This is a genomic window from Mycolicibacterium chlorophenolicum (assembly GCF_001044235.1).
GTDB lineage: Bacteria > Actinomycetota > Actinomycetes > Mycobacteriales > Mycobacteriaceae > Mycobacterium > Mycobacterium chlorophenolicum.
In genome coordinates this window covers 152,369-174,248 of record NZ_JYNL01000009.1, presented here as the reverse complement: position 1 = coordinate 174,248, position 21,880 = coordinate 152,369, and the positions used below count along the sequence as shown (strand labels likewise).

General features: G+C 66.0%; 21 protein-coding genes and 1 pseudogene. 11 read left to right on the top strand and 11 right to left on the bottom strand.

Annotated elements, in window-relative coordinates; translation table 11 throughout:
• Positions 1-22 precede the first annotated feature (22 nt).
• A complete protein-coding gene (locus tag MCHLDSM_RS05095; RefSeq protein ID WP_048469138.1) occupies positions 23-217 on the top strand; it encodes a hypothetical protein in 195 nt (64 codons plus the stop codon).
• Between the two features lie 727 nt (positions 218-944).
• Here the strand turns inward: MCHLDSM_RS05095 and MCHLDSM_RS05085 are convergent.
• From MCHLDSM_RS05085 to MCHLDSM_RS05065, 5 genes are all read right to left on the bottom strand, one after another.
• Complete coding sequence (locus tag MCHLDSM_RS05085; RefSeq protein WP_234713869.1) at positions 945-1,280, bottom strand: hypothetical protein; 336 nt, start codon at positions 1,278-1,280, stop codon at positions 945-947.
• A 70-nt stretch (positions 1,281-1,350) separates the two neighbouring features.
• Complete coding sequence (locus MCHLDSM_RS05080; RefSeq protein WP_234713868.1) at positions 1,351-2,508, bottom strand: AAA family ATPase; 1,158 nt, start codon at positions 2,506-2,508, stop codon at positions 1,351-1,353.
• 419 nt (positions 2,509-2,927) lie between these two features.
• A complete protein-coding gene (locus MCHLDSM_RS05075) occupies positions 2,928-4,400 on the bottom strand; it encodes a hypothetical protein (protein ID WP_060937630.1) in 1,473 nt (490 codons plus the stop codon).
• A 317-nt stretch (positions 4,401-4,717) separates the two neighbouring features.
• A complete protein-coding gene (locus MCHLDSM_RS05070; RefSeq protein ID WP_048469133.1) occupies positions 4,718-5,332 on the bottom strand; it encodes a hypothetical protein in 615 nt (204 codons plus the stop codon).
• Between the two features lie 36 nt (positions 5,333-5,368).
• Positions 5,369-7,873 carry a hypothetical protein gene (locus MCHLDSM_RS05065; RefSeq protein WP_048469132.1) on the bottom strand — a complete coding sequence of 835 codons (2,505 nt, stop codon included), beginning with the start codon at positions 7,871-7,873 and terminating at the stop codon, positions 5,369-5,371.
• Positions 7,874-8,027: 154 nt separating this feature from the next.
• Between MCHLDSM_RS05065 and MCHLDSM_RS05060 the strand changes: the two genes are divergently transcribed.
• Entirely contained in the window at positions 8,028-8,765 is a 738-nt protein-coding gene (locus MCHLDSM_RS05060) for a S1 family peptidase (protein WP_048469233.1), read from the top strand.
• A 44-nt stretch (positions 8,766-8,809) separates the two neighbouring features.
• Here MCHLDSM_RS05060 and MCHLDSM_RS05055 read toward each other — a convergent pair whose 3' ends face one another.
• Positions 8,810-9,220: a hypothetical protein gene (locus MCHLDSM_RS05055; RefSeq protein ID WP_048469131.1), complete on the bottom strand. Its 411-nt coding sequence runs from the start codon at positions 9,218-9,220 to the stop codon at positions 8,810-8,812.
• 89 nt (positions 9,221-9,309) lie between these two features.
• Between MCHLDSM_RS05055 and MCHLDSM_RS35700 the strand changes: the two genes are divergently transcribed.
• From MCHLDSM_RS35700 to MCHLDSM_RS05040, 3 genes are all read left to right on the top strand, one after another.
• Positions 9,310-9,771 (top strand): helix-turn-helix domain-containing protein, encoded by a 462-nt coding sequence (locus MCHLDSM_RS35700; RefSeq protein WP_082168717.1) that lies wholly within the window; start codon positions 9,310-9,312, stop codon positions 9,769-9,771.
• Entirely contained in the window at positions 9,701-10,468 is a 768-nt protein-coding gene (locus MCHLDSM_RS05045) for a nucleotidyl transferase AbiEii/AbiGii toxin family protein (RefSeq protein ID WP_327083147.1), read from the top strand. Before MCHLDSM_RS35700 ends, MCHLDSM_RS05045 begins: the two co-directional genes overlap by 71 nt.
• Before the next feature lie 257 nt (positions 10,469-10,725).
• Entirely contained in the window at positions 10,726-11,382 is a 657-nt protein-coding gene (locus MCHLDSM_RS05040) for a Fic family protein (protein WP_053082912.1), read from the top strand.
• A gap of 780 nt (positions 11,383-12,162) precedes the next feature.
• Here MCHLDSM_RS05040 and MCHLDSM_RS39025 read toward each other — a convergent pair.
• Together MCHLDSM_RS39025 and MCHLDSM_RS05020 are read right to left on the bottom strand one after the other, a co-directional pair.
• Complete coding sequence (locus MCHLDSM_RS39025) at positions 12,163-13,590, bottom strand: hypothetical protein (RefSeq protein WP_023363492.1); 1,428 nt, start codon at positions 13,588-13,590, stop codon at positions 12,163-12,165.
• Positions 13,587-14,540 (bottom strand): site-specific integrase, encoded by a 954-nt coding sequence (locus MCHLDSM_RS05020; RefSeq protein WP_225332378.1) that lies wholly within the window; start codon positions 14,538-14,540, stop codon positions 13,587-13,589. The genes MCHLDSM_RS39025 and MCHLDSM_RS05020 overlap by 4 nt, the downstream gene beginning before the upstream one ends.
• 131 nt (positions 14,541-14,671) lie before the next feature.
• On the opposite strand from MCHLDSM_RS05020, the gene MCHLDSM_RS05015 reads away from it, so the two are divergent.
• The 6 genes and pseudogenes from MCHLDSM_RS05015 to MCHLDSM_RS40665 all read left to right on the top strand — a co-directional run bounded on the left by MCHLDSM_RS05015 (position 14,672) and on the right by MCHLDSM_RS40665 (position 17,985).
• Positions 14,672-15,028 (top strand): helix-turn-helix domain-containing protein, encoded by a 357-nt coding sequence (locus MCHLDSM_RS05015; protein WP_023363488.1) that lies wholly within the window; start codon positions 14,672-14,674, stop codon positions 15,026-15,028.
• Positions 15,029-15,179: 151 nt separating this feature from the next.
• A complete protein-coding gene (locus MCHLDSM_RS39020) occupies positions 15,180-15,845 on the top strand; it encodes a hypothetical protein (protein WP_023363487.1) in 666 nt (221 codons plus the stop codon).
• A gap of 17 nt (positions 15,846-15,862) precedes the next feature.
• Positions 15,863-16,381: a DUF6932 family protein gene (locus MCHLDSM_RS05005; RefSeq protein ID WP_023363485.1), complete on the top strand. Its 519-nt coding sequence runs from the start codon at positions 15,863-15,865 to the stop codon at positions 16,379-16,381.
• The gene (locus MCHLDSM_RS05000) at positions 16,378-17,364 is read left to right on the top strand and encodes a hypothetical protein (RefSeq protein ID WP_023363483.1); all 987 of its coding nucleotides are present in this window, start codon (positions 16,378-16,380) and stop codon (positions 17,362-17,364) included. Before MCHLDSM_RS05005 ends, MCHLDSM_RS05000 begins: the two co-directional genes overlap by 4 nt.
• 65 nt (positions 17,365-17,429) lie before the next feature.
• A pseudogene (locus tag MCHLDSM_RS04995) lies at positions 17,430-17,833 on the top strand (sulfate ABC transporter substrate-binding protein); the annotation flags it as partial.
• On the top strand, positions 17,785-17,985 hold the full coding sequence (locus MCHLDSM_RS40665) for a deazapurine DNA modification protein DpdA family protein (RefSeq protein WP_418303276.1): 201 nt from the start codon (positions 17,785-17,787) through the stop codon (positions 17,983-17,985). The pseudogene MCHLDSM_RS04995 and the gene MCHLDSM_RS40665, both read left to right, overlap by 49 nt.
• A gap of 48 nt (positions 17,986-18,033) precedes the next feature.
• Here MCHLDSM_RS40665 and MCHLDSM_RS04990 read toward each other — a convergent pair whose 3' ends face one another.
• The 3 genes from MCHLDSM_RS04990 to MCHLDSM_RS04980 form a co-directional block, all read right to left on the bottom strand.
• A complete protein-coding gene (locus MCHLDSM_RS04990; RefSeq protein ID WP_023363479.1) occupies positions 18,034-19,038 on the bottom strand; it encodes a glutathione S-transferase family protein in 1,005 nt (334 codons plus the stop codon).
• A 232-nt stretch (positions 19,039-19,270) separates the two neighbouring features.
• Positions 19,271-20,719, bottom strand: coding sequence for an MCE family protein (locus MCHLDSM_RS04985; protein WP_023363477.1), 1,449 nt, complete (start codon positions 20,717-20,719; stop codon positions 19,271-19,273).
• 2 nt (positions 20,720-20,721) lie between these two features.
• Entirely contained in the window at positions 20,722-21,879 is a 1,158-nt protein-coding gene (locus MCHLDSM_RS04980) for a virulence factor Mce family protein (protein WP_079457956.1), read from the bottom strand.
• Position 21,880 lies beyond the last annotated feature (1 nt).

Below are 21,880 nucleotides of genomic sequence, written 5' to 3'. Positions count from 1 at the left end.
CTCCACGACAAGGCATCCCGTCATGGCGAACGTGCCGACGAACCTACTCGTCAACTGGTTCGAACAACGCGGCCAACTGCACGACTTGCGCGCCAAGTCGCACTTGTCCGACTCCGACGAACGTCAAGTCTGGTCCCTTTTGAATGAGCTGGTGGCGGTCGCCGACGACATCGTGGCCAGCATCGCCCCGAACGGCTCCGGTCCGGCGCAGCGTTGACCAGGAACGGCCGACAAGGATCGATGGCCACCCGGCCCAGCTGCAGCGTCGGCACAGCACGTAAAGCGTGTATAGCACTCATAGCAGGTATAGAGAAGCTATGATCAATAGCGTGTAAAGCACACCTAGCTCGTTACGCGTCAGTCACGTGACGAAACGGCCCGACGGGGGTGATGTGGTCGAGATGCCAGCACTCCCTACCCGCACTCCAAGGTTCGACTTCACCAACACTGGGGTCCGTCGTGTGAGGGCGGAACCTCTCCGCCATTCCCGTCGGCCGACCGCGCCCGAAACTCCTCGGCGATCGACACCGCGGCCTCAACCTGCTCCCCGGTGTACATCCACCCCTCCGCAGTCCACGTCCGCGGAACCAACTGCGCGACAACGGGTTGCGGTAGGCCGCAGGCGTCCGCCACGTCCTTGACCGTGAACACGGCGGCTGACTCCGACGCTGAACCTTTGACGAGCCGTAGCGCTGGCCGGCATCGCTGATCAGACATAACTCCCACGATAAGCGCGCACCGCCAGGCCCCCGGCACCAACTACGACAAGTGGGGGCTTCGCCCCGAGCGCCAAAAAAGAGACTGGACGACACGCAGGCCCTGCCAGGCCTTATAGCGCGTGTCGACCAGTCTCTCCGGCCCCACCGGTCTCCAAGGAAGGAGAGCCCCAAGGTAGCCTCGCGCGCCGTTATCTGGTGCGCGCGACACGTTTCCGGTACCTCGTTTTAGTCCAGCGTGTTCGGGGGAGTCGTCGAAGGATCTGCGAACCGCATCGCGCGGCGGTTCAAGACGTCCACTCCGATGACGGCCGCAGCCTCACCGAACAGACCCACGACCATTGCGGCCAACGCCCACATCGTCGGTTGCTGTCCGGTTGCCGCCATCGCCACCGTGGTGGCCGCCAGCAAAACCACCACGCCGGCGGCCACGACCATCGCTCGCCGCCGTTGAGCTGCGGCGTCCTCGACGGACATCGCCGTCCGGACCGTCGCTACGGCCGCAGCCAGCCCAGCCAGACCCGTCAGCCATGACAACACATCAACCACGACAAGCCCCCTCATCATCTGTCCTGCTACCTGTCTACCAGTCCCGCACCGTCGCACCCGCGAACCCTGCAGTGTCAAGGCCCGCTTATAGATACATCCCGCCGGCGGGCGGCCTCGCCTGGTAACGGCCACTGCCCACCTCGCTCAACAACTGCCCCGTCGACACCGTTGTGTCGCCGGCCACCAGCACCGCGCGGCGCACGATCTCCCGTAGATCGCTGCCGCTCGTCGACGCCGGCAGCGCGGCTGCCACCGCGGCGACGTCGACGCCATCACCGCCCGGAACGTCCTGCAGTAGCGCCGACAGGATCCGCCCCGCCTGCACGGCATCCGGGAAGCCCACCTCGACGACCGAATCGAACCGGCCCGTACGGATCGCCGCGCGGTCCATCGTCGTCGCATCGTTGGTGCTCGCCACCGTCAGAATCCGCGCATCCGAACCAATATCCATGGCCTGCAACAACTCCGACAGACCCATCCCGCCAGCTCGCCGAGCCAAGCACCACAAGTCGACATCCTCAAGAACCAGCAGCACAGGCCCCCCGATCCGCTGAGCCTCCTCAACCACATCAGAGAGCACCGCCACACCAGCACGCGCCTCGACGTAGATGACGGTGAAGTCGCCGGCAACCTCGCGCGCGACGACTGCACACACGGCCGACTTGCCAGTCCCAGGTGGCCCGCACAGCAGAACTCCCCGGCGCGTCCCAAGGGCCAGCGCCTTCAACCGCGCGTGGTGGTCCCTCACCGAGGCGACACCCAGGTCCATCTCCGTCCAGACAGCATCGGGCACGATGACGTTCGATCGGGTCAGCCCGGCCGGCAGGTCGAACGCCTCCAACCGAAGTCCACCGTCATACAGTGCGCGCACCACTCGACCGCGATACGGGTTCAACGCGCTGCCCCGCTCCTGCAGCCGATCGAGCACACCACGCGCCAGCTCCTGGTGTTCAGGCCGTACGAACACACTCACCTGAGCCGTCCGCATGACGGTCTCCCGCGCCTCGACGTGCACCACGCAATCCGCCGACTCCAGGACAGTTCCCGCCGGAAAGTGCACACGCAAACACATCGGGTGCCGAAACCGGACATCGCCAACGCTGGTCTGCGTCCACATCGGCGCCAAGGCCCGCTCGCCGGGCCCCACCTCACACCGCCCGCTATGAGTCTCGATCAGCTCGGCCAGCGTCAACGGGACCGTCAGACGGGCAACAGGATTCAACTCGCGGTTCTCGTCGACCAATGACGCGGCACTGGCGACCCTCAGACATCGAGCGGTGAACTGCTCAGCGTTCTCCGGGCCCGCCGTCCTCGGCGCACCGGCCAACAACTCGCCGAGCGCGACCAACGCTGCCCGGGCGGACGGCTCAAGGGCGCCCAACCACGCGTTGACGTCGGGCGCGGCAACTCTCTCAGAACTATCGGTCATCTCGATTGGGGTGGTGTCGAAGGAACCAGGACAGGGCCCATCAGAATGACACCCACCGGCCGCCCCGCCCACCACATTTTGGTGTCGGGGGCGTCATTCTCTCGCGCCGGCACCGCTGGCACCGAACCGCACGTAGGCCCCATGATCGCGGCCCTCGCTATGGCGCGGCGCGCGATCGTACGGCAACGAATGAAACACCGAATCGGTACAAGCTGAGCCGGGCCGAGCCGCGCCTACAACCCAGGAATGTCGTCAGCGAAAACGCTCAGCGGCGCCTGATGGGACTCGATGTAACGCACCAACTCTGGCGGCGGCCCCACTGGTAAGGATGCCTCGCGCAGGTCGACGTCCGCCGAAAGCCGAAGCAGCGCAACAGTCCGGGCCAGCTCGGATGGTCCTCTGCCTTCGTACCCGCAGGTGTAGTAGCCGCCCATGGCCGGAACCGGCATTGGCCATACCCAGCCGTCCGCACGAAAGAAAGCGGCCTTGCAACTCTCGGCGAGCTCGAACTCAGTCAACCGCCCATGCGCCGCCCCACACCGGCTGGCCACCGTCGCGTGATAGGTGCCGTCCAGAGTTTCCACGATCCAACAGTTGCCGTCCTCGGGGTCCCTCCACCACGTCCGCGGCTGCGCGCGTTGCTCGTCGGTCATCATCATCTCGCCGAAGGCCGAACCGAGCGTCTGTGGATCCTCACACGGCTCAAGTCGCGAGATCCACTCCTGCGCCAGCGGGCCGTCAGCGGCCCGCGCTCTGATCGTGTAGGACACCGCGGCCTCCATCTCAGGGCGACCACGCAGGACGTCGCGTGCGGCAGCCCTGGTGGCGTGTGCGGCCCCCGACAATCCGAGCAGCTCCCGGGCCTCGAACCAGCGCAGCGGTTGAGGGGCTTCGGTGACGGAGTAGAACGGCCGCGCAGCTTGCACGAGTCCAGGCCGTTCGACACCTCCTGGCACATCCGCACCCACTGGCGGTGTCCGGTAGATCTCGCCTTCAATCCGCCGATTGAGTGATTCGACGAGCGACGCACACTGTGAAGCCTGTTGCGGCTCACTCTCTTTGAGCAGATCGCCGAGCACCGAGTCGTCGAAACGGCCCGGAATGGTCGGCCGGACTGCCTGCGGGCTCGCCCCCGGCCGCCACGCGGCGATATCACCGGGCCGTCGCAACCCCGCCGGCCACCACGGCAGATTCACGCGTAACAGCGCGGCCAAAGCGAACCAGCCGTGGCGATAGGTGCCGACGTGGCGCTCAGCGATAGCGATCTCGGGCTGAAACGACTCGTCGACGGAATCGGCGGCAGCGAAGTGGCACAACGCATCGGTGACGACCGCGACAGCACTCACGTTGGGCAGGCGCTCCAGGAGCTCAGTGGCCCGGTTTTCTGAATCCGCGGTGTGATGCTCGCCGTAGGCCACCGCGACAGTCCCGCGCGCATCAGCGGGCAGCCAGAGATGGATGACCCAAGTCTGGGTTCGGCCGCAATCGGCGGGTAGCTCCATGGTTTCGCTCGCGACGAAGACCGCGGGTTGCAGGTTGTCGCCGGCGTGAAACAGGCGCGGAATCATGATGCGACGCTTCGGTCGTGCCGCATCGATCCAGACGTACACGTCAGCCGGAGCGAAACACGGGCGGCCAATGTGATCGACCGGGGCCGGGAAGTTCTTCTCCCGGGAGCGGTACTGCCGGAGCGCGTCGCCCTTCACGCCCAGGAGTTCGGCGAAGCGTTCGCTGGTGAGGTGGCGATCCCGTCGCCACCACCCCGAGACCTCACGCCAATACTGGTCATCTGCAATCGGCTCTGACGAGATCCCAGAGGCTGGCCGGTTCGGACGGTGACCTATGCGCATGTCGGGGGACCCTACCATCTGTCACGGGAATGGGTGACGATTGCGACACGCTGTCACGGGAATGCGTGACATAAGTCTGGAGTTCGAGGATCAACGGCTCGCGACCCACGCTCACGGCAACCATGCGACGAGCCGCTGCGCTGTGCATGTCCCGCGAGACCAGCCGCCTTTCGCTACCGCTCAACGGACGGAGCGGCCCCCCAGTAGCTCGGCCTCGGCGCGTAGATCAACGCACGCACGTCGGGCCCCAGCGTCATCGGATCCGGATCGCCACTATCGAGGCCGGCCAGATCACTGAGCGTGAACAGCCCACCTGCTGACTCGTACGCCGCTGCGGCCACCGCCCCGCCGGCCAGGCGCGACAACCGCCACATGTCGAACTCCGGCTGCCGCGCCACCCGATCTCGAGGATTCACCAACCGGTACGCGAACGCCCCCTCGGCATGCCCGCACACACCGGCCGCGGCCGCCGACATCTCCAAGAACCACACCCGCGCCGGATCCTCACCCCCGACGACCGGCCCAGGCTCCCACGGCTCGATCGGCATCCGACGCAACTCATTCACCGCGCCCGCCGCGTCCCACGCCAACGGTCCCTCGGGCCGCGGCAACTCATCACGCCACCCAGCCGACAGAGTCCCCAGCCGCGCCTTCCACAGCACCGGCAGCAACAACCACGACCGGGACACCGCCGCCCGCCGCCGCAACAATGGCATCACATCCGGACTCTCCGCCGGGACCTCAGCGAACGCCCCGCGATACGCGTAGTCAACCAACTCGTTGATCATCGTCGCAACCCAAACCTGTTGCTAGCCAACGACGATTCAGGCGTCGAGAGGTTCGACCGACAACATCGACGACGCCGAATACGCCGCCTCGTCGAGCCGCCCAGCGCGCAACGCCTCCAACCCCTCCACGTACAAGTACGTCGCCAACAACGCCGGGTAGTCATCGCTACGCGACCGCGCGCGGCCCCACCGCGCCGCCCACAGCATCGCCCTCGACGAGTTCAGGTCATCAGCGGTGGCGTCATGGAAACCCCACGCGGCACCGAACGCCGCCAACGCCTCCTGAGCCTGCTCCTCGCGAATCGGCAAGCGCCGCACGATTTCTGTGCGCGGCGCGACCGCCGAGGTCGCCCGATTGTCCCGAATCAACCCGGTCGTCTCCGCCGCGGTCTGGTACACCTCGGTCACCTCGCCGCTACGTCCCGGCGACTGCGCCGCATCAGAATCGGTCGACACCAGATAGACCAACCGCCCAACCTCTTGCGAGTACTCGTTGGCCAGCGCCGCCAGCTTCCGCCCCGGATGATCGTTGCCACTCCAATCGGAGACGAAGCTCGAGCGCACCCGCTGCTGCGACAACAACTCCACACCCGCAGGCGTCGCGATACCCAACGGAATCAACGACAAGCCGTCACTGGTCGCAACGATGTACCGCAACCGCGGCTGCAACACCGTGCCATCCATGAACACACCGACCGCGATGCGCTCCGACTCCCAACCACGCGTCCGAAACACCTTCGCCAACCCGGCCAAATGGTTCTCCGCCGTGCCGTGCTCGGGCGGCAACGCCAAAATCCGCTCCACCGGCGCATCGCCCTGCGGTTCCCGATGCGAATCGCGCGCCACTACCGCGCCGCCGATCGCGGCGGGCACCGCCGCCAGCACCGGCGACACCGAACCACCACCACCGGCGCCACCACCGGCGCCCATACCGCCCATTGGGGGCATCATCGGCATTCCACCCATCGGAGGCGTCGGCCCCGGCATCCCACCCGGCGCCGGATACGCCCCGAGCAGTCCGCCCTGGGCCTGAGGATTCGGCGTCGGCGACACCGGAGCAGGAGCACCCGGCCCCGTGATCCCCGCAGCCGCCGTGTGCGTGTGCAACCCGGCGTTCTCCACCGTCGGCGGCTGCACCTGAGCCGACGCATGCTGCACCGGAGCAGCCGGCGCATTGTCATCAGCCGACAGCTCCGTCATCGGCGCCGACACCGCCACCGGAGGAGCCGTCACCACCGGCGCAGCCGGCGACGGCGCACCACCATGAGATGCCGCCGGATTGTTCAACGCCGGGTTCGTGTTCGACGCCGAATACGGATCCGTCGGAGCCCGCACACCCGTCACCTGATCGTGCGTCCCCGCGGCCGCACCCTTCTTCGGGTCGCCGTCGAGATGATCTCCCTTACCGTCACCCGGCTTGCCGTCGCCCGAACCGTCATCAGAGGGAGCCTGCTGGTCACCACCAGCACCACCGTCGCCGCCTTGAGCGGCCAACAGCTTGTCCAAGGTCTGCTCCGACACCGGAACTCCGCCACCCGAACCGCCGTCCTTACCGGCCAGCTTGCTCACCATGTCCGACACCGGCTTCGCGACCTCACCCACGGGCCCACCACCAGCACCGGCACCGCCGCCTTGAGGCATCTGCGGCGGCTGCATCGGCATCTGACCCATGCCCATGGGGGAGCCACCCATTGGCATGCCACCCATGCCGGAACCCATGCCCGAGCCTGCACCCTCACCGGCAGAAGCTGCCGGCGACGACCCGAGCGCCGACGCAGGGTCACCACCCAGCCCGGCGGGCGGAGCCGCGGGCGCGGCGAAGACCGACGGAGGCAGCGCCGGCGCCGCCGGAGCGGCCGGGGCCTCACCACCGCCACCAGCGCTCGCCGAGGGCGCACCGGCACCGCCGCCGGGCACGGACGCAACGGGAGCGTCACCCGGTAGGCCGGAACCGCCCCCGGCATCAGTGCCGGACGTTCCGCTCCCCTCGGGGATGGCAGGGGTGCCGCCAAAGGGTGTGGGAATGGCGTCGGCCTGGACAGCGCGGTCGGCGGCGTCGAGGGCGCTGTCCATGGAGCCCTTGGCGTCGGCCACGAGATTCTGCTTTTCCTCCAGGTCGGCGTCCTTGGCCTTCTGCGTGGCCCCCTTGCCGCCCTTCGACGCAGCTGTCGCGGAGATGGTCGGCATGGCGTGGATCGCCTCATGAGCCGCAGCGGCTTCGTTCATCGCCAGCTTCGCCGCCTTGATCGCCGTCGCCGCGTACTTCGCCCACCCCGCTGCCTTCGCGAAATCCTCGGCGCTCTGCATGTGCTTCGCCGCGTCCATGCCGGCGGCCTTGGCCAACGCATCGAGCGTCTGGCTGCTCGTCTCGGACTGCGCGTACTGCTGCTCGGCCTGCTTGGCCTGCGCCGCCTTCTGAGCCTGCGAAGCCTTCTCGAGCAGTGCAGTCGCGTAGGCGGCGTAGGAGTCCTCGTTCTCGGTCGGCCAGTTCGAACCGATGACCTCGTTGGCGCAGTCACCGCCGCTTTTACTCACAGCCATAAAACAAGACCCCCAGGATCCAAGTCCGACCCGCTTGAACGGCCGAAACGCCTGGCTACATGCTACGACGAGCAAACGCACCTATGCCGGGAACGCGTGGCCGGATACACTTGTTGTTAGTTGAGTGCAATACCAGAAGGAGGTGACAACGACGATGAAGACCCCGCTGAGGAAGAGTCCCGCGATCTCTGCGGTGCTGGCGGCGATCGCCGTCGTGTTCGCCTCCCCGGCCGCTGCCGCCCCGCCGTTGCCGCCGTCGCCTGCGATCACCCCAGGTGCCGGCCTCGCCGTCTACAACGCCGACGCCACTGGTGGTGATACCTGCACCGCGGGATGGCTCGCTCACGACGCCGCCGGCAAGCCGGTGATGTTGACGGCCGGCCACTGCGACATGGGCGGCAAGGTCGCCATGAAGTGGACCGCCAGCGGGGCCTACGAGACCATCGGCACCTTCGAGCAGGCAGTCCACGAAGGCAGCATTGGCGAGGATGCCGACTTCGGAGTCGTCGCTCTGGACAACGCCGCGATCCCAGGTGATGCCCGCGTGCTCGACCGCCGGCCAGTGGAGGGCGTTGCTACCACGTCTGTCCGAGTGGGCGACGTGCTGTGCAAGTACGGATTGACCACCGGGCGCCAGTGCGGCGCGGTGGTCGAGCCTCCGACGGCGAGCAAGGTCCATTTCGATGCCGTGACGGAGAAGGGTGACTCTGGTGGGCCCGTCTACCTGATCGAGCCTGACGGCGACGCTGTAGCGGTGGGTATCACCATCCGCAGCTCCGACGCGGGCGGATCTGTGGCCGAGCTGGTCCAGCCCTGGTTGCAGAAGATGCAGCTCACGTTGGATACGTCGAAGCCCGCCGTTGGCGCGCAGCCCGTCGGGTACGGGAAGTAAAGTTCCGTCCCGGCGGGCGGCCGCACGCCGTTCGCTGTCGTGGGTCAGGCGGGCTGGAAACCAAGCTCGGCGTTCAGGCGCCCGTCGAACCGATCGGGGCTCTCTGACACGCCCCATGAATATTCCGGGCCGAGGCCTCGCCGCTCGAGTTCGCCCCGAACTCGTTGTATGTCGCCTGCTGCCAGGTCGCGGGTGGCGTACGGGCCGGTAATAAGCAGTGCTTGTCCGTCTTGGATGCGGGTGGCGCTCACGTAGAAGTAAGTGCGCGGCTGCCTATCGGTGTGCCGGCGGCCCAGAATTTCGATCAGCAACAGGATGGCGCCGAGAACGCCTGCGATCACGGCGTAGCGCGTGAGTGACGGGCCGATGCTGCCTTCGTGCAGCCTTCCGCCGACAGCGGCGATGATCGCAGCAGTCGCAAGAAGGCCGCCGCCAAGTACACCCCCTCGAACCATGGTTGACAGGTTACGGCGTGGCCCTTGGGTGTGCCGCGTTAAGAGTTCTCGGCTCCTGCCGCGTTGCTCAGCGGTATACAATGAGAAACGTGCCAGCGGCATCACCCAGGGTCATTCCACCTGCGGCGACTGACCTCGCCGAGGTCGGCGCCGCGATCAAGCGTCGGCGGACCGAGCTGGCCTACAGCATGGTTGAAGCGGCGAGGACCGCCGGCGTCTCGCGGGTCACGCTGCACCGTATTGAGCGCGGCAATGCCTCGGTAACCATCGGGGCGTACGCCGCGGTTGCGCATTCACTGGGATTGGCGATTGCAGCGACTGCGCCGCCGGATCGGAGCGGCCACAACATGATCCAGGTCCGTGACTATCCGCAACTGAAGGCGCTTGCCTGGAATCTCCGGGACGATGTCACGCTGTCTGACGAAGAGGCCTTGGCGCTCTATGAGCGGAACTGGCGCCACGTGGACCAAGAGGCCTTGAATGCCGATGAGCAGGAGCTCATCCAACGCCTCACGCGCGCGGCGGGCCACGAAGGGCGGCTCCTTGTTTAGGCGACCCCGGCACCGCCTCGTCGAGCAAGTCCTCACGTGCCTCGATGCCGAACTCCTTGCACGGCACCGCTGTTACTTCGGTGGTGGAACCGCCATCGTCTTGCAACGCGACGAATACCGCGAATCTCTCGACATCGACTTCCTCGTGTCCGACGTCGACGGCTATCGAGAGCTGCGGCGTCTGGTCACCGGCGAGGCCGGCGTCAACGGTCTGACGATGCGAGATTGCGAGCTTCGTGTTCTGCGTCCGGTGCGTGCCGACCAGTACGGGCTGCGGACCTTCCTGGAGGTGGAGGGCGAGGCGGTGAAGTTCGAGATCGTCTTCGAAGGCCACCTCGCACTCGATATGCCCTCCGCCAATGAACACGTGTGCGGCGTGTGGACACTGGCGATGGTGGATGCCGCGGCATGCAAGCTGCTCGCGAACGCCGACCGATGGGCCGACCCATCGGTGTGGAACCGTGACGTCATCGACCTGGCCATGCTGCAGGCGCCAATAGACGTCTTCGACGCCGCAGTCGCCAAAGCGGCCCGGGCTTACGGTGACGCCGTGGTGCGGTGCCTCAATGCCGCGGTCGACCACTTATGCGCAGACGATTCACAACGCCTACGCCGAGCAATGGCCGCCTTGCAGGTCGATGTCCCGGAAGACTATCTCCGGCAACGGATTACAGCGTTGCGACGCGGGTCGGCATAGCGGCGCGCACCAGCCTGGACGTGCCAATCTATCGCTGGCATGACCTGCGGCGGGGCAGTGCCGAGCTCTGCCCGCAGTGGCGACCGAAGGACGACAACGAGCAGCATCTCCGCCTGAATCCGATCCCCGAGGAAGAACCCGCAAAGGCTGAACGCGCAGCCGTTGGTTAGCTTGACAACCGTTCGTTGAAGGTGTCCTCGGCGTCTGAATAGACTGGCGGACAGTATCTTTGGAGTCAGAGGGAAGGGGTGCATCACGTGGCTCTCTCCGTCGCCGACTTCGCACCGGTGGTGTATTCGGCCGGCAAGGTGTTCGACGGCTTGTCCGTTGGTCGGCTGGAGACCGAAAACTTCCTCCGCTCGGGGAGACTCGATGGTCTCTCGCGCGCTGACCGTGCGCTCCTGGAGGACCTTCGCGACGCCACGCAATTCGTCATCGACCACGCAGGGCCGGCGATCGATGCCGAGTTCGTCCGGGCGGTCAACGCCACGATCACCCGCAGCGGCGCCCTTCACCCTGGCCAGCTGCGGACCCAAGCCCAAGGGATCGGTGTGGCCACGCCCTACGGGCGACACACCCCAGATGCGCTCAGCGATGACGCGCTGCAGGCACTGATCGACCACGCGACTCACGGCGGCAATGTACGAGAGGATGCTGTCGATGTGTTCGTCGCCCTGGCCAAAGCCCAGCCCTTCGAGGATGGCAACAAACGCACCGCGGTCTTCGTGGCCAACGGCCTGCTGATCGGCTCCGGGGCTGGCGTGCTGCTCACCATTCCTGTCGACGACAACGATCCCAGCCTGGCCGAGACCTTCAACGTCCTACTCGCGCAGGCCTACATCTACGATGAGCGCGACGGGGTGAAGGAGCTGCTGCGTCGCCGCGGCCTGACTGAATTCATCCCTATCCAGTGAACTCCCGGGATTCCTGATGCCCGGCTGGCCGGCGGTCTGGCTGGCCAGGCGCTCGGCCCGCTGCACGACGGCCAACCGGTGGGGATACCGTGGCGCGGTTTCCGCGTCGGCTACCCGGCACCTACTCCTCAATGGGCCGGCGCGGCCGTAGTCTTGACCGCGAGAGGGCACGCGGTGAGGGTGACGAGCATGGCGATCAGGGTGAATTCGGACGAGGCGACCGCGGCGTATCGCGCGGCGCAGCAGACCCTGCGAGAGACACGGCAGCACATGCCGACAACCAGTGGAACCGGCCTCGAGGATGCACGTGTCGCAGAGGCGGTAGTGCGACACACCGAGACGACCCGGTCGAGCATGGATGCCGTCGTTCGTTCATTGGCCAAGGGCACAGTCGCGGCCTCCGGGTTGGCCGCAGAGGATGACGTCAACGGTGCGAGGATCTCGCGGATCCACATCGGCGGGCCAGCCGCGATCCGGGATCACGGGGATAAGCCGCCGGCCGCGGCGTCACCGTTCGCTCCGTTGGCCTACGTCGACCCGAAACCGCCACCACCCTCCGCGCAGTCTCCAGTGGGACGTCTTTGGATACCTGACTAAAACCTAGCCGGTGGGAGCGCGGGGTGGTTTTCGGCGGTGTTCGTGGCGTCCTGGTGTTGTTCCCGGCGAATTAGCTGGTCGTCGGGGAGTAGCGGGTGTGAGTGTAGCGGGCGCGACGATAGCCACGCGACGCGCTGGCGTCCGTGGCCGGCCTGAGTGAGCCTCGCTGTCGTGGTGGCGGCGTTAGGCGGTTCGCTCTTCGGGGTGTCGTCGGCGGTGCAGGTAAGCCGCTATTGCGTTTCGGCCCAAAGCGAATCCGAGCATCACGGTCAACTGGCGAACCGCAGCAAAAGCGATCATCCGCCCGCCATAGAGGGTGCGGTCGAGGGTGTTGTTGAGGCTTTCGCTGTCTTCGCGCCAGCCATAGCAACGGTCGTAGACGCTGCCGCGGTCGTCGGTCTTGACGTGCTGGCGTAGGTGCTCGGCGCGGTTGTAGCCGCAGCTGCGGTCGGCGTCGGTGGTGTCGATACGCGTACGATGCACCGTGCCGCAGGATGGGGTGGCGAACTCGATGTACCAGCGGTGGCTGTCGTCGGCGTTGCCGCGCGGGTAGATCTTGGCCACCGGGCAGGGCTGCATGTGTCTGTCGCCGGCGTCGAGGATCTGGCGTTCGCAGATCCGTCCATCTTCGGTCCACAGGTCATGAACGTCGCCGCACGAGCACTCGAGTCGGGCGAATGCGGTGGGTACGCGGGTGCTGTCGTGCATCGGTGAGAGCACGGTCAACCCGAGCTTCATGGCGCGGTCGATGTGCTTGCCGCGGAACGCTCCGTCGTAGCAGACGCCGTCACACCGTACGTCGGCGTCGGCGACGACGCGGTCGATCATGTCGAGAGCGACACGAGCTTCACCGCCGTAGCCCTTGCCCGCTGGCACGGCGTCGACGTCGAGGATGACCCTGTTGTTGCGGATGGTGTCGGGGCGGGTACTGAGCATGGCGAACTTGGTGCCGTAGCGGAATTCGGTGTCGCTGTCGCCGTTTTGGGCTTCGATGCCGGCGTGCACGTGGCGTCCGCCTTGTTCGGCCCAGTGGTCGGCGGTGGCCTTGCGCACTGGTGCGGCGACAACGGTGCCATCGCCGACGACGTACTGCCCGCGCGCCGGGCTGGTGTGGGACACCCCAGCGTCTGGGTCGAGACAACCGAGTTCGCGCGCGAGCCGCCGCGCGAGCAGGCGAAACGTGTCAAGCAGCTTGTCGGTGTACTCGTCGAGTAGCCGTTGGGCGTAGTTGTGGTGCCAGCGCTGTGGTGGGCGCCGCGGCGCCCTTGGTGGCTGATGTTTGGCGGCCCGGTGGCGGATGGTGCGCCAGTAGGTGGGGTGGGCCATCGCGCGGGCGGCCTTGCTGTGCGAGCCCAGCACCCCGGCTAGGGCCTTGTGCAGCACGTGCACCCATGGGGGGTAGTGCGGACGCCGGCCCGGGGTTCCCGGCTCGTGGACGGGCAGGACCGCGGCGAGTTGATAGATGACCTCGTGGGAGGCGATCGCCTCGATGGTGTCGATCTCCAGCAGCGTGAGATCCATTGGCGTTTCGACCCGGCGCAGCTCGCGTTGCTTGATGCGTTCGGCGCCGTAGGCGCCGGCCTTTTTACGGGACCGGTCTTTGGGGTTCATAACGGGCCCGCCCGGTCATGCCAGTGGTAGCCGATGAGGGCGGCGGTGGTGTCCAGCGAGGGTGAGCCGATGAGACGCGCGGCGTCTTCGATGCGGCCGGTGCGGTCGAACTCGCGGCGCGCCGCGAAGGCGGTCAGCGATGCCGGCCGCACCCCGGAGTCGTCGGATAGCTCGGCGCGGGAGAGGATTTCGCGCACGGTCACGCACACCCGGGCCTGCTTATGTGCGTCGCTTCCGCCGGCGCCGGTGCACAACACCGGCGAGGGTTTGGGGCTGGGTAGCGGGCGGGTGAGGTGGGCGGCGCGCTCGGAAAGCACTCGCATCGACCAGCGGTCCAGCGTCAGTGTGCGGGGGCGATACTTGCTCGAGCCGTGCATCCACACGGTTGCGGCCTGTGGATCCAGATCGGCGGCGGTGATGTGTCCCAGCTCGGAGGTGTGCGCGCCGGCGAGTAGCAACGCCGCGGTCGCGGCGTGCCGAGTCGGGGCGGTGCGTTCGGAAAACAACCGCACCAGCGCGGCCTCATCCTCGGACAGTGGGCGCTGGCAGGACGACTGTCGGGCGGGGACGGCGATGTCGATAGTCGGGTCGTCCAGCGTCAGCCGCAGCCGGCGCGCGGTGCGAAAGAACGCGCGCAGCGCCGCACGGCGGTTGTGCATGGTCGCCACCGCCGCGTCCGATACGACACCGTGGCGGGTACGGCCTTTGGCCGCAACGAATTTCGCGACCAGCGCGTGATCGACTGCGGCGAGGGTGGTGACGTCGTGCACTGCGGCGAATCGGCTGAATCGGCGGATCAGCAGACCGAACTTGTCCAGCGTCTGCGCGGCCAGCACCCCATCGGCGATCCACGCACCGGTCACCGCCTGCACCGCCGCGGCCAGGCTCCCGTCAGCCATGGCCGGCCCCCACTGCAGCGGCAGCAGCAGCTGCACCCCGGGCCTCAGCATGCGGCGCCGCCGTTGATGACAGCTGGATCATCATGGTGACCCCTTCCCAAGTGGTGCGTGTATGCACCATTGGAGCAGAGGGGTCCGACACGTCGGCCTGCGGCGACGGTGGGGCGGGATATCGTGGGCCTGTGTCGCGCAGCAATGGTGACCGCCCACCGAGCGCATACGTCTTGCGGGGGTTCTGGCCGGACGCCGACCTGGACCCCGACGCGCCACCGTCGGCACCTGCCGCGCAGCAGCTCGCGCGTGCATTGCGCGCAGCCATGACCGAGACCGCCACCGGCCAGCGAGCACTCGCGGCGACCAGCGGAGTGGCCCACACCACCATCGGACGGATCCTGGCCGGCACCGTGCTCTGCGACATCGGCTCCCTGGCCCGCCTGGAACAGGCCCTGGGCCGACGGCTGTGGCCCGAACGTGACGACGTGCAAAGCCGCCCCCGCTCCAAGCACCGAGCGACCACCCGAAAGGCGAGTGGCGTCTGACACGTGAGGCAGGTTACAGGGTTGTAGTTCGATTGCAGGCCCGCCGATGCGGTGTGTTGCGCTTGACTCACGTTACAAGTGGCAGAACACTAGGTGTCGCGCGAACATACAGACGCGTCAACAGACCGAGCTAATGGGCGGTGGGCTGACTATGGGTAAGACCAGCAGATCGCTGATCGATTTGATCGACGTCGCCGCGCAACGTTACGGTGGGGCGTCCGGGCGCAGGCTAGCCGAGCTGGCGCAACACGGCGGGCATGACATTTCGCACGCGACGCTGAACCGGCTGCGGCAGGGCACGTATGCCACCCGGCCCTCGGATGCGTCGATTCGGGCGATCGCCTACCTGGCCGACGTGTCGGAGAATACCGCGTTCGCGGCGGCTGGGGTGAGGGCGCCGGGTGCGGTGGGGTATGAGCCGCCGTCTGAGGCCCAGCGCATGAACACCCGCCAGTGCAAGGCGATCGACGAGCTGATTCGGGCATTCATCGCCGACGACACCGGCGCGGTGGCGACCCGCAGCGACCTGACCAACCTCGTCGATGCGCGGCAACGGCTTGGGGCCGCGTTGAGCGCGGTCGACGTTGCTCAGCCCGCGACGGGCCAACTCGTGGCCGCCGCACAGGATGCGATGCGCTGCATCGACGAGACGCTGGACATTTTGAGCAACACCAGCGCGATGCCTCCGTCCTGGCACGGCAAGCCGCCGGAGGAGATGACCGACGCCGAACTGGACGAGGCCGCCGCGGCCGGGGACCCCTGGCCTGCGTACATTCGCACCAGGACGAAGGAGCGGATCGACGTCGACGGGGGGTAGACATGCTTCCGCGCTGCATGGGCGAGCACGGAACACTACCGCCGGGCATCCATCGGGCGACGTTGGACGAGGTACGCTCTCGATTCGTCGATGACGCTGCCGATCACACGCGCGAGCGGCGTGGCTTGATTCTGGATGCGATCCGGATTCACATCACCCTTGTCAGACAGTTGTTCTATCGTCACGAGATCACGATTTGGCTCAGCGGCGGCTTCTGCACCTATAAAGACGACACGCCCGGCGACGGCGATTTCGCCTGTCTGGTGCCAGCTCACGCGTTGGAGCAGGTACACGGTGATGCCGCACTGCCGCTGTGGACTCTCGGCTCGGTCACCGGCACCCTCGGGCACAGTGACCTGGTTGTGCAGACAGACAAGCTGCATTGCATGGGCGGGCTCACCGACGCCCTGGTGGTGAACCGCGACAACCCATATGCCGTTGAGCGGCAACGCCGGTGGTGGTCACGGGTGATCGGCCCCGATGGTGAGATAATCGACAGTGCGACAAAGGGCTTCGTGGAGGTGATCGATCAATGACCGGTCTCGGCCACCTCTCCGGCCTCAGCGACGACGACCTGCTTCGAGCCGCCATCCGCTATGAATACGAGCATTTCCCCGACACCGCGGATTTCGCACTCGGCCAGCTGTATTCGGGCACGGTACAAGGTGATCCGGCCGCAGAACGCGTCTGGGCCGAAGAAACCGCGCCTGAACAAGTCGAGCTCGACCTGCACTTGGAGGGCGCCGGGGTGCGGGGCCATGCCACCCGCGCGGACAAACTCGCAACCTTCGTCGCCGGAGTCAACGACGCCACCAAAGCGATCGTTCGAGAGAGACTTCAACTGAACGCGCTGAATCGAAACCTTCTCATACACGGGCTCGGTCCCGGCTCGGTGCGGGTTGTGCTGCGCGCCGACGCCCCACTTGACGGAGATGCGAAGCATGTACCACTCGGCGGCACAAGCCAATTCGCCTCAAGCCCCGATTCGGAGGCGCTGCGCACAATCGCCCGGCTGTTCACCAACGCTAGCTCCAGTGCCGCCGGAGTCGGCAGCGACGTGCGTGACCTACCGATCAAAGCGCGACGAGGCCTGCTGCGCTCCACATCCGCAATGAGAACAGCTGGATGGGACATCGCCGGACAGATACGCCAGCGCGGCCTCGGATCTACCGAAGTCGCCTTCACCCAGGCCGGAGCCGCGCTGCTTGGCAGCGAACTGAAAAACTACAACTACGACAGCGAACGCGGATGGGCGATCGGCACCATCGACGGTTTCCGCCGCAGCCTCGGCAGCCTATACCTCACCCCGTCAGGCACCAAAACCCCTCTGGCGGTCAACGTCAGCGACCCCGACACCCTCGCCGCCGCCGCGCGGCTGGCCGCCGAGGAGGGAGTGGTCGTGCAGGTGCAGATCGAAACCGTGCGCGCGCTCAGCAGTGAGGAATCGACTCGCATGACAACCAGCCGCAGCCTGCTGCAGATCGAACGTGCCGCCGAATCACTGCCCTACCCCGAATAACCTTGCTGCTGTCGGGCACGCGACGCGGCGGGCGGCCGCTGCCGTTAAACCACATCGAGCGGTTCATGAGGCACATCAGCAAGTCATGGGGCAGCGCAGCCGCATTGGCCGTTACCGCAACCCTGCTCGCGGGATACGGCGGGGGGCCGCCAGGTGATGTCGCCGGTGGCGACAAGCGGCCGACCGGTGAGACGACGCTACGCGTGGTGCCCACGCCGCGCCGAAGCCCGGCTGGAGCAAGACCATCCACGCCTTCGCCGCCACGCCGGAGGGCAGGGGAGTGGCCGTGACCACGTTCTACTACGGCGCCTCGGGTGATCAGCCGCGCGCCGTTGTCGACCGCAAGCCCGCCGACATCGTCAACTTCTCGGTGGAGCCCGGTGTCACCCGACTGGTCAGGGCCGATGAGGTAGCCAAGGACTGGAACGCCGACAACATCAAGAGCATCCCATTCGGATCAAGAGCATCCCATTCGCGGGTGGGCTCTGGGATTTAACGCTTTACGGTGGCTGGCATACCACGCCCGAGGAGTGTGTGGTGGCAGTGAAGCGCTATGACCGCGACTCAGACAGCTCGAATGCGCGGCCGCGAGGACTGTATGTGCGAGGACGAGGTCTGTGAGCTGGAGCAGGTACGCCGTGCTGTCTGGTGTGTCGAGACCGTCTGACACTATCGGGCTTCGGGCCCGTCGGGCATGTGTTCCCCCTCGGGAGTCGACTCAGGTGGTGTGCCGTCTCCAAACGGCCTACCGCCTAACTCTTCCCGGCCGTGCGGCGTGAGCCAGTTTGACAGGTCAGGACCCTTCGGCACGACTTGTGTCGGATTGATATCCGTGTGCACGATGTAGTAGTGCTGCTTGGTCTGCACGAAGTCGATGGTGTCGCCAAAGCCCGGTGTCTGGAACAGATCCCGCGCGTAGGCCCACAGCGTCGGCATCTCTGTGAGTTTCGACCGATTGCATTTGAAGTGGCCGTGATATACGGAGTCAAATCGGGCCAGTGTGGTGAACAGCCGGATGTCTGCCTCGGTGATGGTGTCGCCTACGAGATAGCGTTGGGTCTGTAGGCGCTCAGAAAGCCAATCGAGTGCGCTGAATAATCGGTCGTAGGCTCTGTCGTATGCATCCTGTGAGCTCGCGAACCCGCATTGGTAGACGCCGTCGTTGACCTCGGTGTAGATGCGCTGAGCGACGTCGTCGATCTCGTCGCGCCGTCGCTCGGGATAGAGCTGGGGGGCGCCCTCGCGATGGAAATGGGTCCACTGCGTCGAGAAGTCCACGGTCATTTGGGCGAAGTCGTTGGTGACCACTGCGCCCGTCGGCGCGTCCACGATCGCGGGCACCGTGACTCCCTTCGGATAGTCCGGTATGCGCTTGTTGTATGCGTCGCGTAAGAAATGGATCTTCAGCACTGGGTCGAGGCCACCTGGGTCGAGGTCGAAGGTCCAGCTGCGTGTATCGTGCGTTGGTCCGCAAAAGCCAATAGACAGAACCTTTTCCAGGCCGAGCAGTCGTCGCACAATGATCGTGCGGTTGGCCCACGGACAGGCCCGCGCGACGATCAGGCGGTAGCGGCCTGGTTCGACGGGATAGCCGTCGCGGCCGTCAGCGGTGATGCGGCTGCTGATGTAGTTGGTGTCGCGATTGAATTCGCCGGCCGCGGCGACATAGCTCATGGTTTACTCGTCCTTTTCAAGGGGTTACCCGATCTGGAATCGTGTGGGATTGATGTGGCCGTAGGTTTAGACGAGGGGTGCCGGTCAGGGTTTCGACCTGCAATCGGTTAGCCACCTCCGGCGTCCAAAGAGCGTCTTCGACCGATTGGGTATTAATGCCCATCAACACATCTCACGTTTTTACCTAGAACATTGGTGTAGCTCGCATGCGCTGCGCTCCACGTCGGATCGATCAGTCACCACCGCGTGGGATGAGCAAGTCCTGCCACGCGCGCGGCCGCCCGTCCCGAGCGAGATCGGTCTGCGTGTACTGCTTACCGTCGGGCCCGGTGTACGTGCCGGTTGCGGGGTCATACTGGGCGACCGCGATGGGTGGCGGTGCGGGGGGACCGGCTGGTGGCGGCGTCCCCGGCGGCTGCTGGGGTACCGACTGGCCGGACAGCGTGGCATTCGGGTCGCCCTTCCAGTTGTAGCCGTCGTTGAGAGGCACATAGTCCTCGTCGCTCTCGCACAACTTGACGGTGGGTGCACGCTTGCCTGGGCGTGTGATGCATGGGGCGTTACGCGCACCGCGCACGTCCAACGCCGAGTCTTGCGGCACCCGGCAGTACATGTCGCCCGCCGGCCGTTCGGGATAGTCCACTTCGCTGGGCGAGCGTACCTGTTGAGCGGGGAGGAAACCGGTGGTGCACGGCGGAGGGAGGTTGGCGTTGAGGTTGAACGACAGGAACAGTCCCTTGTAGTCCTGCTTGGTATCGCGGTTGGCGAGTTGGGCCGCCTGGAGCATTTCGATGTCCTTGGGGAACAGGACAAGGATCTGTTCGAGACTGGGTTGGTAGGTGACTGCCACCTGTTCGAGGTTGACGAGGTTGGCCAGGACCACGGGCAGCGTGGGTTTGAGCCGGTCAATCAGCTGGCGTGCTTCGGTTGTTGCGGCAGGCCCTCTGTCCAGCACGCCTTTCAGCGCGGGATCCTGTTCTTGCAGTTGGCGGGTGACCTCAGCGACGTTGGCCGCCCAGGCCCGGATCGAGTCCGAGGAGTTGATCTGACTGTCCAGCACGGGCTTGGATTGATCGATCACGGTGGTCAGCGAGTCGAGGTTTGCGCGCGCATCGGCGGCAAGGGTAGTTGCCCCCTTGACGATGCGCGCCAGTTCTGGCCCTAATCCTCCTATCGCCGTGTAGGACTCGTCGATCACAGTCTTGAGATCGCCGTGGGGGATGGCTTGCAGTCCGGCGTTGGTCTGAGCCAGCAGGGTGTTGATATCGGGGGGCAGCGTTGCGTGGTCGGCAGGTATGACGTCACCGTCCTTGAGCTTGGGGCCGTCGCCGGAGCGGGGGACGAGCTCGATGAACAACTCGCCGACAGCTGTCTGACTGTGCACATTGGCGTCGACGTTGGCGGGAATCTTGGTGTCAGACTTCAATGACAGCACCGCGTCGACTCCGCCGCCGTTGAGCCGAACGTCCTCAACGCGGCCGACTTCAACCCCGCGGTAGGTGACGTTGCCGTCTTTGTACAGCCCCCCAGACGATGGCAGGTTCACCGTCACCTGGTAGTGGCCGATTCCGAACAGCGCCTTGGGCAGGTCGAGGTATCCGATGGCCATCGTGCCTCCGGCGACGACTGCGACGACGGAGAAGACCGACAGTTGGCGTCTGACCAGCTTGCTGAGATACACGGTTACGGTCCCTGGTTGTAGCGGTAGGGCGCCAGTAGGGGGTTACCGGCGCCGTTGGGCGGCGCACTGTTGGTGCACGGACTGGGCAGCTGGCCAATGGTTCGGCCCCACTGCATCTCCAGCCATGTCAGATCGCATTCCCATCTGGTTCCGGTGAAGATGGAGCTGTCGATCCGGCTCAGCGTCAGGTCGACGACCAGACTCACGTTGGCGTAGTCGCCGCGGAACCACTTGGTCAAGGTGGATTTCGGGAACGGGAACGTGGGTATCAGGTCCAACGCATGTGTCAGCGCCGGGCCGGCGTTGGCCAGTGATTCCAGCACCGGCCCAAGGTCTTTGAGTTCCTGGACCAACGGTGCTTTGGTCTTGTTGACCGAATCGGCAGCCAGCGCGCTGAATTTGCCCAACTGGTCGACCGCGTCGATGAGATTCTCCCGTTCTCGATTGACCACCGCCAGGGCGTCGGGGATTGTGTCAAGGCCCTTGTCGAGAACCGGCTTCTGCTCGGCGAATTGGCCCAGCAGGCGGTTGAGACTGTCGCTGGCCGCGATGATGTCGCCGGTTTGATCGTTGACCCGGGTGACGAATGTGTTCAACTGATCCATCAGGCTGCGGAGGTCTCCCTCCCGCCCGGATAACGCGGTGCTCAGCGCGGTGGTGATGTCCTGTACCTTGGCGATACCTCCGCCATTGAGCAGCAACGAGGCGGTCGCCAGTGTCTGCTCGGTCGATGGGTAGGCCTTTCCCGATGACAGCGGTATCAGCGAGCCCTGATGAAGCCTGCCCTCAGGCGCTTCGTCGGTCGGCGGCGCCAGCTCGATGTGCAGCGATCCCAGCAATGCCGTCTGGCCCAGTGTCACTGTCGAATTGGCGGGTAGCGTGACATCGCCGTTGAGCTTCATGGTCACCAGCGCGTGCCAATCCTGGCGCTCGATTTTGGTGACTGTGCCCACCGTGACGTCACCGACGCGCACGCGTGAATTGGGCTGGATGTTGTTCACATCAGGCATCTGCGCCTGGATGGTGTAAGCCCCGGGCCCACCGCCTTCGGTTCCGGGGAGTGGCAGGGAATTCAGCCCTCGCCACCCACAGCCTGCGACCGCGGTGGCCGCCAGGATGCACGTCAGGACAGCGGCCGGTATCCGTCGCCAGCTGCGCATC

What these genes read in the sequence shown, in the direction of transcription:
- MCHLDSM_RS05095 (WP_048469138.1), top strand. Translation starts at nt 23, where the DNA reads ATGGCGAACGTGCCGACGAACCTACTCGTCAACTGGTTCGAACAACGC.
- MCHLDSM_RS05085 (WP_234713869.1), bottom strand. Translation starts at nt 1,280, where the DNA reads ATGAGGGGGCTTGTCGTGGTTGATGTGTTGTCATGGCTGACGGGTCTG.
- MCHLDSM_RS05070 (WP_048469133.1), bottom strand. Translation starts at nt 5,332, where the DNA reads ATGATCAACGAGTTGGTTGACTACGCGTATCGCGGGGCGTTCGCTGAG.
- MCHLDSM_RS05065 (WP_048469132.1), bottom strand. Translation starts at nt 7,873, where the DNA reads ATGGCTGTGAGTAAAAGCGGCGGTGACTGCGCCAACGAGGTCATCGGT.
- MCHLDSM_RS05060 (WP_048469233.1), top strand. Translation starts at nt 8,028, where the DNA reads ATGAAGACCCCGCTGAGGAAGAGTCCCGCGATCTCTGCGGTGCTGGCG.
- MCHLDSM_RS05055 (WP_048469131.1), bottom strand. Translation starts at nt 9,220, where the DNA reads ATGGTTCGAGGGGGTGTACTTGGCGGCGGCCTTCTTGCGACTGCTGCG.
- MCHLDSM_RS05045 (WP_327083147.1), top strand. Translation starts at nt 9,701, where the DNA reads ATGCCGATGAGCAGGAGCTCATCCAACGCCTCACGCGCGCGGCGGGCC.
- MCHLDSM_RS39025 (WP_023363492.1), bottom strand. Translation starts at nt 13,590, where the DNA reads ATGAACCCCAAAGACCGGTCCCGTAAAAAGGCCGGCGCCTACGGCGCC.
- MCHLDSM_RS05020 (WP_225332378.1), bottom strand. Translation starts at nt 14,540, where the DNA reads ATGCTGAGGCCCGGGGTGCAGCTGCTGCTGCCGCTGCAGTGGGGGCCG.
- MCHLDSM_RS39020 (WP_023363487.1), top strand. Translation starts at nt 15,180, where the DNA reads ATGGGTAAGACCAGCAGATCGCTGATCGATTTGATCGACGTCGCCGCG.
- MCHLDSM_RS05005 (WP_023363485.1), top strand. Translation starts at nt 15,863, where the DNA reads ATGGGCGAGCACGGAACACTACCGCCGGGCATCCATCGGGCGACGTTG.
- MCHLDSM_RS05000 (WP_023363483.1), top strand. Translation starts at nt 16,378, where the DNA reads ATGACCGGTCTCGGCCACCTCTCCGGCCTCAGCGACGACGACCTGCTT.
- MCHLDSM_RS04990 (WP_023363479.1), bottom strand. Translation starts at nt 19,038, where the DNA reads ATGAGCTATGTCGCCGCGGCCGGCGAATTCAATCGCGACACCAACTAC.
- MCHLDSM_RS04980 (WP_079457956.1), bottom strand. Translation starts at nt 21,879, where the DNA reads ATGCGCAGCTGGCGACGGATACCGGCCGCTGTCCTGACGTGCATCCTG.